General features: G+C 47.9%; 16 protein-coding genes. 8 read left to right on the top strand and 8 right to left on the bottom strand.

Annotated elements, in window-relative coordinates:
• Positions 1 to 648: a serine protease gene (locus QUA20_RS13785; protein WP_333189374.1), complete on the bottom strand. Its 648-nt coding sequence runs from the start codon at positions 646 to 648 to the stop codon at positions 1 to 3.
• 23 nt (positions 649 to 671) lie between these two features.
• Positions 672 to 1,238, bottom strand: a complete 567-nt coding sequence (locus tag QUA20_RS13790) for a COP23 domain-containing protein (RefSeq protein ID WP_333189375.1) — start codon at positions 1,236 to 1,238, stop codon at positions 672 to 674.
• A gap of 655 nt (positions 1,239 to 1,893) precedes the next feature.
• Between QUA20_RS13790 and QUA20_RS13795 the strand changes: the two genes are divergently transcribed.
• Together QUA20_RS13795 and QUA20_RS13800 are read left to right on the top strand one after the other, a co-directional pair.
• Complete coding sequence (locus QUA20_RS13795; protein ID WP_333189376.1) at positions 1,894 to 2,499, top strand: hypothetical protein; 606 nt, start codon at positions 1,894 to 1,896, stop codon at positions 2,497 to 2,499.
• 322 nt (positions 2,500 to 2,821) lie between these two features.
• Positions 2,822 to 4,198 (top strand): cytochrome P450, encoded by a 1,377-nt coding sequence (locus QUA20_RS13800; protein WP_333189377.1) that lies wholly within the window; start codon positions 2,822 to 2,824, stop codon positions 4,196 to 4,198.
• Here the strand turns inward: QUA20_RS13800 and QUA20_RS13805 are convergent.
• Together QUA20_RS13805 and QUA20_RS13810 are read right to left on the bottom strand one after the other, a co-directional pair.
• Positions 4,185 to 4,361 (bottom strand): hypothetical protein, encoded by a 177-nt coding sequence (locus QUA20_RS13805; protein ID WP_333189378.1) that lies wholly within the window; start codon positions 4,359 to 4,361, stop codon positions 4,185 to 4,187. The genes QUA20_RS13800 and QUA20_RS13805 overlap by 14 nt on opposite strands.
• A gap of 377 nt (positions 4,362 to 4,738) precedes the next feature.
• A complete protein-coding gene (locus QUA20_RS13810) occupies positions 4,739 to 5,026 on the bottom strand; it encodes a hypothetical protein (protein WP_172188041.1) in 288 nt (95 codons plus the stop codon).
• Positions 5,027 to 5,519: 493 nt separating this feature from the next.
• On the opposite strand from QUA20_RS13810, the gene QUA20_RS13815 reads away from it, so the two are divergent.
• From QUA20_RS13815 to QUA20_RS13825, 3 genes are all read left to right on the top strand, one after another.
• Positions 5,520 to 5,780, top strand: coding sequence for a MoaD/ThiS family protein (locus QUA20_RS13815; RefSeq protein WP_172188039.1), 261 nt, complete (start codon positions 5,520 to 5,522; stop codon positions 5,778 to 5,780).
• Between the two features lie 359 nt (positions 5,781 to 6,139).
• Positions 6,140 to 7,438, top strand: coding sequence for a threonine synthase (gene thrC / locus QUA20_RS13820; protein ID WP_172188037.1), 1,299 nt, complete (start codon positions 6,140 to 6,142; stop codon positions 7,436 to 7,438).
• A gap of 138 nt (positions 7,439 to 7,576) precedes the next feature.
• Positions 7,577 to 7,852 carry a MoaD/ThiS family protein gene (locus tag QUA20_RS13825; protein WP_172188035.1) on the top strand — a complete coding sequence of 92 codons (276 nt, stop codon included), beginning with the start codon at positions 7,577 to 7,579 and terminating at the stop codon, positions 7,850 to 7,852.
• Between the two features lie 522 nt (positions 7,853 to 8,374).
• Here the strand turns inward: QUA20_RS13825 and QUA20_RS13830 are convergent.
• The 4 genes from QUA20_RS13830 to QUA20_RS13845 form a co-directional block, all read right to left on the bottom strand.
• Positions 8,375 to 10,258, bottom strand: a complete 1,884-nt coding sequence (locus tag QUA20_RS13830; RefSeq protein ID WP_333189379.1) for a ribonuclease J — start codon at positions 10,256 to 10,258, stop codon at positions 8,375 to 8,377.
• A 296-nt stretch (positions 10,259 to 10,554) separates the two neighbouring features.
• On the bottom strand, positions 10,555 to 11,448 hold the full coding sequence (gene dapA, locus QUA20_RS13835; RefSeq protein ID WP_333189380.1) for a 4-hydroxy-tetrahydrodipicolinate synthase: 894 nt from the start codon (positions 11,446 to 11,448) through the stop codon (positions 10,555 to 10,557).
• A gap of 107 nt (positions 11,449 to 11,555) precedes the next feature.
• Positions 11,556 to 12,599 carry an aspartate-semialdehyde dehydrogenase gene (locus tag QUA20_RS13840; RefSeq protein WP_333189381.1) on the bottom strand — a complete coding sequence of 348 codons (1,044 nt, stop codon included), beginning with the start codon at positions 12,597 to 12,599 and terminating at the stop codon, positions 11,556 to 11,558.
• A 127-nt stretch (positions 12,600 to 12,726) separates the two neighbouring features.
• The gene (locus QUA20_RS13845) at positions 12,727 to 12,876 is read right to left on the bottom strand and encodes a hypothetical protein (RefSeq protein WP_333189383.1); all 150 of its coding nucleotides are present in this window, start codon (positions 12,874 to 12,876) and stop codon (positions 12,727 to 12,729) included.
• A gap of 120 nt (positions 12,877 to 12,996) precedes the next feature.
• On the opposite strand from QUA20_RS13845, the gene QUA20_RS13850 reads away from it, so the two are divergent.
• From QUA20_RS13850 to clpP, 3 genes are all read left to right on the top strand, one after another.
• Positions 12,997 to 13,161 carry a hypothetical protein gene (locus tag QUA20_RS13850; RefSeq protein ID WP_333189385.1) on the top strand — a complete coding sequence of 55 codons (165 nt, stop codon included), beginning with the start codon at positions 12,997 to 12,999 and terminating at the stop codon, positions 13,159 to 13,161.
• Positions 13,158 to 14,576 (top strand): trigger factor, encoded by a 1,419-nt coding sequence (gene tig / locus QUA20_RS13855; protein WP_333189386.1) that lies wholly within the window; start codon positions 13,158 to 13,160, stop codon positions 14,574 to 14,576. The genes QUA20_RS13850 and tig overlap by 4 nt, the downstream gene beginning before the upstream one ends.
• A gap of 300 nt (positions 14,577 to 14,876) precedes the next feature.
• Entirely contained in the window at positions 14,877 to 15,566 is a 690-nt protein-coding gene (clpP, locus tag QUA20_RS13860; RefSeq protein ID WP_278187177.1) for an ATP-dependent Clp endopeptidase proteolytic subunit ClpP, read from the top strand.
• Position 15,567: the final 1 nt, after the last annotated feature.

Consider the following 15,567-nt stretch of genomic DNA (forward strand, 5'->3'; position numbering starts at 1 on the left):
CTAACTCCCTAGATCAGACGAGACGAACTGCAAATATATACTGATAGGAATTCCCCAACTGGATTTAACCATTTTTTCCAATAATTCCGTTGTCGGTTCACTTCCATCTTCAAAAGCATAGACTCCAAAATCTGGATCTCGATACTTACCTCGACCGTTAATCCCAACCAAGAAACCTTTGGCATTAAAAATTGGGCCACCACTCATACCGATTTTAACCTCATTTGTATAACCCAAGCTATAACCTTGAGGCAAAGATTTGGGCAGCAGCAGTTCTACGAACCCCCCCGCTACAGCCAACACCTCAGCACCGGCAGGGAATCCGGCCGCCAGCAGCGGCTCTCCCACCGCTGCCGGCTCGGCGCTAATCGGTGCTACTTTATACTCGATCGCGCTGCGAAACTCAACGTTCGCCAGATCGGTATCGCCCAGCCGCCTCGGAACTCCCAGCGGTTGGTGGAGGAGGCCGTCGCCGGTGACAATTGTCCGATCGCCCCGGACGATCGCCACAACGTGCCAATTAGTAAGCACCGTATAGGTTTGCCCCTGCCGCCGGACGATCGTCCCCGAACCAAAAGATTTCCCCGTCTGGATGCGTACCGCTGTTTGACGCGCCAAGTTTTCCACATCCACCGCCGGAATTGGCAATGGGATTGAAAAATTGCCAATCTTTAAGGCAGTCCGGACGGCGGGAAAAAAGGGGGCAGTTCCGCCCCATCGGCAGTGTTTTCCCCTAGCTTTTCCCTGACATCAATGTAAGGAATTTTACTACTTTCAGCCACAGAGGGCATCCCGACCAGTCCTTGGCGCCAAGCCAACAAGTTATACAAAGAGCCGATCGGGTCTTGGCCGGGCCTGAGTGTATAAATCAAATTTTGACACAGACCGTTGATTTGATTTGCCGTGCAAATGACATTTTGGCCGTTCATCTGACCCGCAGTAATGTACTTCAGCACCCGGTTGCGGCGATAGGTTTCCAGGCGTTGACTCACTAATTGACACCGAGTTATCGGATTGTAGCCAGAACCGGAGAAATAATCGGAAGTCCACTCAATCCAAGGCTCTACGGCACCTTGACGGTTTTGGTACACCGTCACCGGCGCACCGGTCGAGGTGCTGCACCAAAATCCACTTTCCCCCGGTGCAAGCCGACTGTAACTCGGTTGAGAAGCAACCGTCAGGCCGCTGAGGGCGATCGCTGTTGCCGCCACAACTTTTGTCAATAATTGCTGTTTCATAATGTTTTCACTCTTTTGGATGGGATGCGGCACAAAAATTCCCAAATGCTGCGATAACACCCTTGACGCGCCTGCTCATTACAGATCCGCTGACTTGGGAATTATGTTATTCGCGACTTGACCAGAAACCAAGTTTTTTTACGAAAACACTTCGTTGCAGCCCTTATGCTTGCTTAAAAAACCCGGTTTCTTTGGTCTTGATGCGTAAGTCCTGATATTGTTCGCGACTTGCGCATGACCTCTAACCGCCCCGAAGGCGAGCTTAAAATGCGCGCGCAAGTCTAAATTCTGTGCTCTTTACTACTAATCAAACTCAGGCTGCCGCAAACCGGAAAGAGGCTTTTCACCTCAGACATTGGGATGACTCGAATTGCAACGGTACATCACACCACTGACAAGGTATTTGATATGACTTGCGATCGGCGCCGCTAGCTCGATCTGCTGAGATACGGAGACGGTAGGGCCGTAAAAATGAATAGTCTTACCCCTCTTACGTAATATCACTCTAAATTAAAGGTATTAACAAGAACTCTTAACTTGTTTTCTTCTCCGTACTGCCAGAAATACTTCTAAGTGAGTGTAATCAGGAATTAAGTGCTTTCTACCACCAAAGTTCACCCTCCATACACTGACGTTTAGTAAAGTATTAAAAACTATGAACCGTATCTACAAACAGTTGGGGTATTTAGCAACTGGATTAGTTCTGCTCGGCGCTAGCAGTTGTTCTAGCTCAGATGCAGCTAACTCGCCCGAAAACCAGAGCCAACCCACAGCAAGCGCCCGTCAGTTCCTACACCTACAGCTAACGGGAAATCAAATTAATGCTCGCTCAACTCAAGCACCTTCGCTCTCTAAATCTGTTGCCCCAGTTTTAGGCAGTTCGGTAGGAGCAGAGAATACTGTCACCATTAAGGTTTATAAGGTAGACAATCTGTGTCAAACTCTGAAGCCGGAAACAGTTACAGGCCCAGACAACCAGTTAATGTCATCGGCTGTTAATGAAGTGTTAAAGCAACAGGTTTTCGCTAGTCTTGGCTTGGTTGGTTATCGGCTCAGGATCGATCGCGACCTCGGAATAGCTACCGTGGATCTGCGAGCCTCGGGAAATTCCCGGCAGAAATTGCAAAATCTGTCTAGTTGTCAGATGTTAGGTTTGTTCGGGGGCGTGCGCCAAACTTTAACCAGTTACGATCCTTGGCAAGTCAAAACTGTTCGTTTTACAGAGCTTGGAGAGGACATTTTGAGCACGGTTCGAGAATAATCTATTAAAATTATTGGAGATGGAACTTATACCATTTTCGATTGGCGATTTTCCCTTGGAAATGACCGCTCGCTATCCGGGTTAGGAGTTTGCCTGCAGTTGCATTTTTTGGGAAACTCCTATTGCGAAATTTCCGGTTAAAAAGCGGAGTTCGGATACTTTGAATAAACGTTCAAAGCCTGTGATTTGTGTCGATCGCGAGTTACGCACAAAAACTCCAGAAACGGGTTTTTCTAACCAGGACAGCTCCCCAGGAGCGAGGTTTCTGCGCCCAAAAGTATTGATGTTCCCCAAGCCCTGTAACAAACACACCGCAATTTCTATGACACTACCTGACGGCCCCAAAAGCCCCCGCTTCGTGCAGCTAATTCAATGGATTGGCGATCCGCTGACATACCTGGATCTATGTGCCAAAAAGTACGGGGAGATTTTCACGACTAGATGGGGCAACCTCAAACCATTCGTCATGATCCACAACCCGCAAGCGATCCAGGAAATGCTCAACAGCAAAGCTTTTGACGCTCCAGGCGATATCAACGGTATTCTTAAACCCTTGCTGGGAGAACAATCCATGATTGTTCTCTCTGGAGAAAAGCACAAACGCGATCGGCAATTATTAATGCCGCCCTTTCACGGGGAACGGATGCGGAATTACGGCCAACTAATTTGCGATATCGCTCAAGATGTTGCCAGCAAGTGGTCGGTCGATCGACCTTTTACGGCCCGCACCGCCATGCAAGAAATCACCATGCGGGTAATCTTGCAGGCTGTCTTCGGCCTGGATGACGGGCCGCGGTTGCAGCAACTGTCCCCGCTGCTAGCTGCGATTATCGATACGATCGGCTCTCCTTTACGATCGAGTATGCTGTTTCTAGACTGGATGCAGCAAGATTGGGGGCCCTGGAGTCCTTGGGGACGGATGAAACAGCAGCAGCGGAAAATTAACGAACTCATGGACGCCGAAATTGCAGAACGCAGACGGCAACCTGATGCCAACCGCACCGACATTCTCAGCTTAATGATGGCCGCGCGCGACGAAAACGGGCAACCCATGACGAATGAAGAATTGCGCGACGAGTTGATGACCCTGCTGTTTGCAGGCCACGAAACCACAGCAACGGCCCTAGCTTGGGCATTTTACTGGATTCACAGTTTGCCCTCGGTGCGCCAAAAGCTGCTGCAAGAATTGGACAGTTTGGGGGAAAATCTCGACCCGATGGAGATTTCCCGCTTGCCTTATCTGAGTGCAGTTTGTCAGGAGACGCTGCGAATTTACCCGGTGGGAATGCTGACGTTTCCGCGAGTGGTACGATCGCCCGTGAAACTGATGGGACATCAACTCGAACCGGGTACGGTTGTTTTCGCCTCGATTTATTTGACCCACAGACGGGAGGATTTGTATCCAGAACCGCTGCAATTTAAACCGGAACGGTTTTTGGAGAGGCAATTCTCGCCTTACGAGTATTTGCCCTTTGGAGGCGGCAGCCGCCGCTGTATCGGCTTGGCGCTGGCGCAGTTGGAGATGAAACTGGTGCTGGGAACTATTTTGCGGAATTTCGACCTAGTATTGGCCGAGAACAAGCCCGTACAGGCCAAACGCCGAGGGGTGACTTTAGGGCCTGCAGGCGGCGTGCGGATGGCCCTGCTGGGGCGGCGGATGCCGAAGCAGAAGCCTGAACCTGTCGCTAGTGGCGTTTAAAGTCGCAGCGGTTACAGCGGACGATCGAACTTTCAGCTTTGAGTGCAAACAATTTAGGGAGAATGTGCGATCGTCCGCCAATGCCACGATTTTTTGTAGCACCGGCTACAGATAAATAGCTAGAATCCTTAACCTGTAACCCTCGCCCCCTCTCAATTTTCAAATTTTAACTCTAAAATAATAGGAGCCTTGCCAACACAGCCTGAAAGCAAAAGTGGGTGATTGCAATAGTCCTCTTGATATCTTAAAAGCCTCCCTGCCATACTTTAAAAACATATGCATACCCTGTTATTCAGCAAGGTCGGAAGCGTGTTGGCATTGCCTGCAATCTTCCGGCCTCTTTATTTTTTGGGCTACTTCAGGCATTGGGTACAAGATGCAGAAGGCAAGGCAAAACTATAAATTCTCCCCATGTCCGCATCTGCCCCTCTCCCCAATCTAGAGCTTCTGCCTCTAATTGAAATAGCATCCGACACCAAGTTTAAGGAATCACTAAGGAATAATTAATAACTTCTTAAATGATCTCTTTCTGTCCTTCTCTCAATCTTCTGTTTTCAGAAATTCCGATACCGAGACAGACTTCGGGAGACTCTCCAGATCTTGAATTTCGCTTTCGTGGGCAAAAAACTCGACTTCTTTGTCGTCAATCTGGATCTGATAGCTAGCGGTAGCTGTCACAATCCGCCGCTTTTTTTTATCTTCTATTAAAACCCAACACACGACAGGTCTTACCCATCTCTCAACGTGCTGGCTTTGCTTCGTACTCCCAAAGGCATACCAGCCTTTAGCTTCAATAATTTGAAGCACTTTAAAATCGTTACTTGCCATATATTTCTATCGCGTTAACTTCAGTATTCTTCTTAGATATAACGGCTAGCTTGCTAAGCAGGGCAAAGGTTTGGCAATTCCAATCCGCACTAAATAACCTGATTTTTAGTCAGGATAAGCGGGTTGGCCGGGCCTGGTTTGCGTTGTTGCCTGCTAAATGTAGTGCGAGCTTTTTGTACTCTCCCACAATTACCGTAAAGTATCTATACCGCATCCTCAAAAAATATTCTCGCATGAGCCTCAACAGCAGCCAACTAGACCTTAGCTAGCTGCATCTAAGTGGATGCCAACTGCTTCTAACGCCTGGTTGTGAGAGCAATCGGCATAGAATCTTGTTAAGACTTTTTGCAGCAATCAACTATCATCTTTACCCGATGGGGTAAAACTTAACTAGAGGTTGCCGCTTTCAATTCTAAGCCTCGGCGCGCCTAATTCCTAATTAATTGTATGGTGTAGTTGATAATTGCCAAACCGTCGATCGCACTAAACTACCGTGTCTGACTCTTCAATTACCATCACCGTTAAACTGTTCGCCGCCTTCGGTGAAGCCTACGGCGTTTCAGAACTTACATTAGAACTTCCTCCCGAAACCCCTGTGTCTCAAGTGCTCGAAAGCTCGATCGCCCAATATCCTCAATTAGAACAATGGCGCGATCGCACCCGCTTCGGCCTCAACCTGGAATTCGTCTCCCCCGACACCATCCTCCAAGACGGCGACGAAGTTGTCCTCATCCCTCCCGTCAGCGGCGGGTAGGCTAAGTTGGTCAATCAAAAATTGGAGGTTTTGTAGTTGTGTTCGATCGCACGACTGCCCAATTGTTAGCCCAAAAAATATTTATTAAGTTTTGTAACAATTCCGCCGGCAAATCATCCTTGAGTTCGCTCAGGCTCGCGTGCTGACCTGACAATCTGGATTCCCAGCCAGATCCTGAAAACAAGTCAAATCCTTGTGGGGTGGGCGGGACGCCCGCCAAAATATCAAAGTTAAATACACCGCTGTTTAACTGAAAAATCAATCCCGACTAAAAAAATCGGGTATGGTTGACGGGGTAAATTGACCGTGCTAATCTTGCACAAGAATAAGAAAACATCGCAAAACTAGAGAGTTGAGCTATGACCCAGGCGACCAGAACCCAATCCACAGCAGCAACCTTCACAGCCCTCAAATGTAAAGAATGCGGCGAAGAGTACGAACTCCAAGCAAAGCACGTCTGCGATTGCTGTTTTGGCCCGCTTGAAGTCAAGTACGACTACGACGCCATCCGCCGCACCGTCACTCGCCAAACCATCCAAGCCGGCCCCAACTCGATCTGGCGCTACCGCGCATTTTTACCAGTCGCTACAGATAACGTCATCGATGTCGGCACCGGCATGACTCCTTTATTAAAATCCCACCGCTTAGCCCGCCGCCTCGGTCTAAAAAATCTTTATATTAAAAACGATGCCGTCAATATGCCCACTCTCAGCTTCAAAGACAGAGTGGTGTCAGTCGCCCTCAGCAGAGCCAGAGAATTGGGTTTCACAACGGTATCCTGTGCCAGCACCGGCAATTTAGCTAACTCCACCGCTGCGATCGCCGCCCACGCCGGACTCGACTGCGTAGTCTTCATCCCCTCCGACTTAGAAGCAGGCAAAGTCCTAGGCACTCTGATTTACAATCCAACGGTCATGGCAGTTCACGGCAACTACGACCAAGTTAACCGCCTCTGCTGCGAAGTCGCCAATACACATGGCTGGGGATTTGTCAATATCAACTTGCGTCCCTACTATTCCGAAGGCTCGAAAACCCTGGGCTACGAAGTGGCCGAACAGCTAGGCTGGCAATTGCCCGATCACATCGTCGCTCCCCTCGCTTCCGGCTCTTTGTTCACAAAAATTTACAAAGGCTTTCAAGAATTCACCGAAGTCGGTTTAGTGGATGAAAAGAAAGTCAGATTCAGCGGTGCCCAAGCTGACGGCTGTTCCCCCATCGCCCAAGCTTTCCGCGAAGGCCGCGATTTCGTCAAACCGGTGAAACCGAATACAATTGCTAAGTCGATCGCGATCGGCAATCCAGCCGACGGTATGTACGCCCTCGACATCGCCCGCAAAACAGGTGGCAACATCGAATCCGTCAGCGACACCGAAATCATCGAAGGCATGAAACTGCTAGCAGAAACTGAAGGCATCTTCACCGAAACTGCAGGTGGCACGACAATCGCAGTCTTGAAGAAACTCGTAGAAGCAGGTAAAATCGACCCCGACGAAACTACCGTCGCCTACATTACCGGCAACGGCTTAAAAACCCAAGAAGCCGTCCAAGGTTACATCGGCGAACCCATCACCCTCGAACCAAAAATAGAAGCGTTCGAGCGTGCCCTAGAACGCGCCCGCACGCTCGAACGCTTAGAATGGCAACAAGTTTCGGTTTAACAGCTATTAGTCAGTAGTCGGCAGTCATTAGTCATTAGTTGTTAAGCTTTTGACTGATGACAACTGACCGATCGCTGAGAACTAATGACTGAGGACTAATAACTAATAACTCATGACTACTGGCTAAGGACTAAAAAAATGACTGTCAAAGTTTTAATTCCCACTCCCCTGCAAAAATTCACCAACAATCAAGCCACCATCGAATGCGGGGGCGACAACATTTCCGAACTGATTGAATCGCTGGAAACCAATTGTCCCGGCATCAAAAAAAGCCTGTGCGACGAAAAAGGAGAACCCCGCAGATTTCTCAACTTCTACGTCAACAGCGAAGACATCCGCTTTTTGGATGGCTCAAAAACAGCCCTCCAAGATGGCGATGAAGTTAGCATTGTTCCAGCGGTTGCTGGTGGCTGATTAGTTTTAAAATAAACGCAAGTGAACGCAGATAGATTTAAATAACTATCTGCGTTCACTTGTGTTTATTTACGGTTAAAAAACAACTCCCTCGCTAACCGAAGGAATTATACTAAATCCGGGATTTGGTAAGTAGCTCTCATCACGTTTTAATTCCGCTAAAACGGTTTGTGAAAGATTCTCCAAGAGTAAACCCTGCCCAAACAAAGCAGTAAAAGTAATCCCAAAAACCCAAAAAGCCACCGGCTTTTTTCTGCGGGCTTTCCAAAAACTTGTAGCGATTGGGGGCTTTATATAAGACTGCTTCCTGAAATACATCGAGTCGGAGTTCTTCAATCTTGACAAGTTTGAACGTCTTACCGAGATAAATCTCAGGACTTACGTCGATCTATGCTGACGTTTTTTAGGTGCAGCTACTTACTTATAAAACCAAATCTAGGTTTGTAGTTGCGCTTGGGCGCCCAAGCCCAACTACAAATCTAAAACTTATTTCTTTGCGCAGTGCGTTAGGGAATTATCGCACTAGGAAGCTGCCCTTGCAGCAGTCCGGGGACGGCGCCGGCCCGTCACCTGATTGGCAGGAGATGGCAAGGATGGCGATGATGGCGATGATGGCGATGATGGCGATGATAATAGCTTAGGTGCTTCCAGGGAACCCGGAGATACTTCTGCCTTTTCCGATCGCACAAAGGACGCTTCTTCAGGAATTTGCATCAGGAATACCAGCAAGGGATTGCTTTGAAGTTCCCGGCGCATCACTCGCTGAATAGCCTTTTCTATTTGCGTTTGAACTCCTACCCAGTCAACATCAACTTGTGAGTCTGAAGCAGCAGGTTTTACAAATTCTGACCAGCGATCGCTCAAAACTGTTTCAATGGTTTGAGTGATTAATCCGATCACCTCCGCGCGATCGGCTGATGTCACTACACCTTTCAAGTGTACTTCCGGCTTAGCAACTAATTTGCCTTCCCAATTCAAAGCCGCCGCTACAGTTACAACGCCATCTCCGGCCAACTGCTGGCGTTCCTTGAGGACGTTCGCTTTGACAACGCCCGATCGAGAAGAATCTACCAATTCAATTCCTGAAGGCACTTTACCGCCCACTTGCATGGAATTTTCTGTTAATTCTACGACATCGCCGTTATCAATAATCACCATATTGCTAGCGGGAATGCCCATGCTTTGAGCCGTCTTGGAGTGCTGGATCAGCATCCGGTGTTCCCCGTGCACTGGCAAGAAGAACTTGGGACGAGTCATGTTAATCATTAACTTTTGGTCTTCCTGACAGCCGTGACCCGAAACGTGAATGCCTTTGTCGCGGCCGTAAACCACGTTTGCTCCCAGCATCATCAGTTTATCGATCGTGTTTACCACTGCGATCGTATTTCCCGGAATTGGATTAGCCGAGAAAATGACTGTATCGCCCTTTCTGATTTTCAGTTCGTGATGTTCGCCGTTAGCAATGCGAGTCATCGCCGCCATCGGTTCGCCTTGGGAACCTGTGGTTAAAATCAGAACCTTGTCATCGGGTAAATTGCGGATTTCTTTCAGAGGTTTGAAAAGACTATCTTCGCATTTGATGTAGCCGAGATTGCGGCAGTGAGCGATGACGTTAAGCATCGATCGACCAACTACTCCTACATACCGATTGTTTTTCTTAGCCAATTCTAAAACAATTTGCAAACGGTGTACCGACGAAGCAAAAGTCGTGATCATTACCCGTCCCGTTGCTTGAGCGATAATTCTGTCTAAATTCGGAGCAACAGAACGTTCTGAAGCAGTAAAACCTGGAACTTCCGAGTTAGTAGAATCGCTGATCAAGCACAGCACGCCTTTTTCGCCGTACTCCGCCAGTTTCTGCAAGTCAAAATGTTCGCCGTCCACAGGAGTGTGGTCAATTTTAAAGTCTCCGGTGTGAATCAAAATTCCCACTGGAGTGTGAATTGCTACCGTGAAACTGTCGGCCATCGAGTGAGTGTTGCGAATGTATTCGACTAAAAAATGCTTGCCAATTCTTACCGTGTCGCGGGGTCTAACTGTCCTCAATTCGGTGCGGTGAGACACTCCCGCTTCTTCCAATTTTCCGGCTAGCAAAGCCATCGCCAAACGCGGCCCGTAAATCACCGGAATTTCAAATTGTTTCAGGTGATAGGGGATGCCGCCAATGTGGTCTTCGTGACCGTGAGTGACGATCATACCTTTAATTTTGTGGCTGTTTTCCCGCAGGTAAGTCATGTCTGGGAGGACAATATTTACACCGTGCATTCCATCTGTCGGGAACGCTAAACCTGCATCTAAAAGAATTATTTCGTCGCCGTACTCGAACACACAAGTGTTTTTACCGATTTCGTGCAGCCCGCCGAGGGGAATCACTTTTAGAGCAGATGCAGTTGTATTTTTGATCATGCGTATCCTTTGTTAGTTATTTTGTTATTTGTCTGTTGTCTGTTGTCTGTCGTCTGTCGTCTGTCGTCTGCTGTTCGTTGGTAGGGCAATATTTTTCCAAATATTTATGGAAAACTTCCCTGGGGGTTTTACTATCCCCTACATTCAGTTGTCTTTTGCCTTCAGTCTTTAATCCTCTGTCTTTAATTTTTGACTGTTAGCTAATTACTAACAATTAATTACTAAGGACGGATGACTAACAACTAATGACCGATCGCAACCAATATTCAGTTGTCTGAAAACTCGTTCTCGCCTGTCTAGATAGCTGATACTGCGGCTAGCTGGCTCAGTACGTCCTTTAACTTTTGAGTCATCTCAACGGGCGGATCGCACAGGGGCAGACGGGTGGAACCTACATCCCAGCCTTGAAGTTTAAGAGCTGTCTTGACGAGAATGGGATTTGTGGTGAGAAAAAGAGCTTTAAACAGGTCAAAAAGTTGCAAGTGAATCTGGGTAGCGACTTGAACTTGACCGCTCTCGAAAGCTTCGATCATCTGTTGCAGTTGCTCTCCTACCAGATGGCTGGCTACGCTAACTACACCAGATCCTCCTACCGCCAACATCGGCAAAGTTAGGGAATCATCTCCAGAATAGATGGCAAATTCAGGGGATGTCAAGCACCGAATTTGACTTGCTTGATCCAAGTTGCCACTTGCTTCTTTTACGGCCACAATATTGGGGATTTCTGCCAATCTAGCAACCGTCTCCGGCAACATATTCTGACCGGTGCGACCGGGGATGTTATATAACATTATAGGGAATTCTGGAGCAGATTGCGCGATCGCCCGAAAATGATTGTACAAACCTTCTTGCGGCGGCTTGTTGTAATAAGGAACCACCTGCAAACAGCCGTCTAACCCGAGTTTAGCTGCTTTTTGGGTAGCTGCGACTGCTTCTGAAGTAGAATTCGATCCCGCTCCTGCGATTACCAATGCCTTACCGGCCACCGCCTTTTGTACCACCTGAAATAATTCGTACTCTTCATCCCAGGTCATAGTGGGAGACTCGCCCGTAGTTCCGCACACTACCAAGCTATCCGTACCGCGATCGGCTAAATGAACTGCCAGTTGTTCTGCTACCGCATAGTTAACGCTGCCGTCTTCCTTAAACGGCGTAATCATTGCAGTCAGAACCCGTCCAAACTTTACCACACTTTCTCCGATTTTAGACTGTTGATTTTTGATTTTAAATTTTTGATTTCAGATGAAAGGTTTATCTAAAATCCCCCATTTCAATTTTCAAGTTGCGAGGGTTCCCCCTAATTAGAAGCCGCCGCCACTGGGGTGCGCAACAAATCTTTTTGGGCCAGCAACTCAGCTATCTGCACCGCATTTAAAGCCGCCCCTTTGCGGATTTGATCGCCAGACAGCCACATCTCCAACCCGCAGGGGTGAGAAATATCTTGGCGAATCCTGCCGACTAACACCTCATCCTTACCGCTGGCGTCTGCAGGCATCGGGAAATAATTAGCTTGCCAGTCTTCTACCACCTTAACCCCGCTTGCCTGCTGTAAGATTTCCTTGGCCTCGATCGGGCTAAAAGGCTCTGCAAACTCTAGATTAATCGCTTCCGAATGAGCGCGGAGTACGGGAACCCGCACGCAAGTTGCCGTAATTTTAATCTCGTCCGTACCAAATATCTTCCGAGTTTCGTTTACCATTTTCATTTCTTCTTCACAATACCCCAAATCGTTAATCGGGGTGTTGTGCGGAAACAAGTTAAATGCTAATGGGTAGGGAAATATATCTGTTTTGGGCATTTCCCCCTGCAAAATTGCTCTTGCTTGAGCTTTCATTTCCTCCATTGCCCTCGCCCCTGCCCCGCTGGCAGACTGGTAAGTCGCTACCACTATGCGCTGTACCGGCTTAACTTTGTGAAGCGGCCAAACGGCAACTGCCATCAAAATCGTCGTGCAGTTGGGATTAGCAATTATACCTCGGTGAGCTGCCGCCGCTTGGGGATTGACTTCGGGAACCACTAGCGGTACGGTCGCATCCATGCGGAAAGCGCTAGAATTGTCAATGACCACTGCTCCGGCTGCCACCGCTTGCGGAGCCCATAGTTTAGAAGTAGAGCCGCCGGCAGAGGCGAGCACCAGATCTAAATTATCAAACGATCGCGCCGAAACTGCTTCGACCGGCAGCATCTCGCCGCCAAAAGGCAATGTAGTTCCTGCTGAACGTTCCGAAGCCAGCAGCTTCAAGTTAGAAATCGGAAAACTCCGGCTGTGCAAGAGTTCTAGCAACTCGGCCCCGACTGCGCCGGTGGCTCCTAAAATGGCAACTCGATAGGATTGAGACAAATTACTTTCCTCCAAAAATTATACTCTAAACGATCGAAATCAAAAATTTAAATAACTGCAATTCTCAATATCAAACTTAATTAATGTTATGCGACATCAGGAGCATGAGAGGATGGCAATGGTGCAGTTAACCGAAACGGGCGATCGAACATCCCGATCGATCCGTGCGATTGTAACCCAATGCCAGTTTAGCATCTTTTGCCGTTAGCGAATCCCTCGAAGAGGATCGCCCCGCGCCAATCCGCATCGTTCTGCCAGCAGGCGCATCCGTTGACATTGACGGGCGGCCCAAAACATTGACATCTAAGGGCGATATGTGCTATGGTTCATCGGCGATTAGTGGACTTAACCTCCACTTTCCTAGCAGCAAAAGCTAGTATCCTCACACTAAAACTATTTGGCAAAAGCCAAAAAAGTAGCCGGTTACGACTTACAGTCTCATCCGGTAAAGGTGTTTGTAGTTGTGCCGCTACAAATCAAAGCGTACAAACTTAAAATGCAGGCAAAGTCAGATTTGTATGTATTTTATTACACTATTGTTAAATATCAAAAAAGCCGATGAAAGTAACCCAGGAAAAACTTCCAGCTAGCCAAATTGGTCTGGAAATCGAAGTACCGTCAGAAAAGTCAAAACAAGCTTACGAGCAAGTAATTAAACAATTCGCTCGCGAGGTCAATATTCCTGGGTTCCGCAAAGGCAAAGTTCCCCGTCAAGTTTTGCTACAGCGCCTGGGTCAGACTCGCTTGAAGGCGACTGCTTTGGAAAATTTGATTAATGAGTCGCTGCAAAAAGCCCTCGAACAAGAAAAAATTCCGGCAATTGGCAGTTTTGAACTGCGCACCGAGTTTGAAGAATTACTAGCTAAGTTCGATCCAGAACAGCCTCTGATTTTTTCGGCTAAGGTTGACGTAGAACCCGAAGTGAAATTGGGTCAGTACACAGGTTTGCAGCTTCAAGCAGAAGAAGCTAAGTATGATGAGGCTCAGGTAGATGAGGTACTGGCAAAATATCGATCGGACAAAGCTGCTTTAATCCCCGTAGAAGGCCGGCCGGCTCAGTTGGGAGACACCGCTTTGGTAGATTTCTCCGGTAGATTTGCGGAAGCACCCGAAGGCGAAACTCCCGCAGAAATTCCCGGCGGTCAAGCAGAAGACTTTCAAGTAGAATTGTCGGAAAATCAGTTTGTACCGGGCTTTATCCAAGGCATGATCGGGATGAATCCGGGAGAAACCAGAGAAGTTTCCGTGGAGTTCCCTGATGAGTATAGCAGTGAAGAATTAGCGGGAAAACCAGCAGTCTTTACGATTACCCTCAAAGAACTTAAGGAAAAAGAATTGCCGGAGTTGGACGACGACTTCGCCCAAGAAGTCAGCGAGTTTGAAACTTTAGCAGAACTCCGCGCATCCCTCGAAACTCGGTTTAAAGCAGAGCAAGAAAACAAGACATCAGCTAATAAGGAAAAAGCTATATCTGCAGCACTCGTGCAGCTAATAGAAGTGGAAATTCCCGAAACAATGGTCGATCGCGAAATCGATTATTTGTTGAATCAACAAGCCGTCCAATTGAAAAATTACGGCATAGATATCAACCAACTGTTTACGGAAGAAAATATGGGCCCGATGCGGGAACGCTCGCGTCCGGAAGCAGTCGATCGGCTCAAGCAGACTCTAGCTCTGGCAGAAGTAGCCAAGCTGGAATCCTTATCTGTGGAAGACGCAGAAGTAGCAGCAGAAGTAGCAAAAGTCAGAAAGCAGTTTCCCAAAGGAGATTTTGATCCCCAAAGGTTGCAGGAATTTGTAAGGGAAGACTTGCTCAAACAAAAAACCCTGAAATGGTTGGAAGAAAAAGGGACAATCGAACTCGTCCCTGAAGGCTCTCTGAATCCCGCAGCAGAAGAATCAGAAGAATCAGACGCTGAAGTTTCAGAAGAAGAAGCAGCCACAAGCGTCGAAGTGGAAGTTGTAGGCGAAGAATAAAACTTAATGTGTTCAAATGTCCTAATTGGGGGCATGGAATCAACCGTGGTTTTAACCGCGCACCCGCAGCTTACTGCAAGCTGCGGGTGTCTACTAGAAGCAGCAATGATTTACAAGTAAGTGTTTTAACTCATTCACGCCGCCAGCGTTGTGCAAAGCGCAAAAAGCAATCTCACGTACTCAAAACTCCGCATTTCCCCGATATCCGTTCAGAAGAGGCATAATAGTTAAAAGCTGGCGGCTTAATTTAAAGCTTTCATCAGCAGCAGCAAATTGTCTAGAATCCTTGACTGGTGTCTTATGGTTGTATCTCAATCTTCCAATTACCTAATTACAAGCTATAACGATTTTGATGTCAGTTCCAGCCCCAGCAATGTAGTGCCGATGGTACTAGAACAGTCGGGGATGGGCGAGCGGGCTTTTGACATTTACTCGCGCTTGCTGCGGGAGCGAATTGTGTTTTTAGGAACTCCCGTAACCGACGAAGTTGCTGACTCAATAGTGGCTCAGCTATTGTATCTAGATGCCGAAGACCCAGAAAAAGATGTCCAAATGTACATTAATTCCCCCGGCGGCTCGGTGACGGCCGGCATGGCAATTTATGACACAATGCAGCAAATCCGCCCGGATGTGGTGACGATTTGTTACGGTTTGGCAGCGAGTATGGGCGCATTTCTACTGACAGCAGGAGCCCACGGTAAGCGGATGTCTCTTCCGAGTTCCCGGATTATGATTCACCAGCCGCTTGGAGGCGCTCAAGGTCAAGCAGTTGATATTGAGATTCAAGCCAAAGAAATCCTTTATCATAAGCGTAAGCTGAATCAACTGCTAGCGCACCACACAGGCCAACCGATCGACAAATTAGAGGCTGATACAGAGCGCGACTTTTTTATGTCAGCCGAGGAAGCCAAAAATTACGGTTTGGTCGATCGAGTTATCGAAAAGGAAAACCTTCCGGCGGCGGGAGAGAATGTCACTGCACTGAATTAAG

This window comes from Microcoleus sp. Pol7_A1 (assembly GCF_036701085.1).
Taxonomy (GTDB): Bacteria; Cyanobacteriota; Cyanobacteriia; order Cyanobacteriales; family Microcoleaceae; genus Microcoleus; species Microcoleus asticus.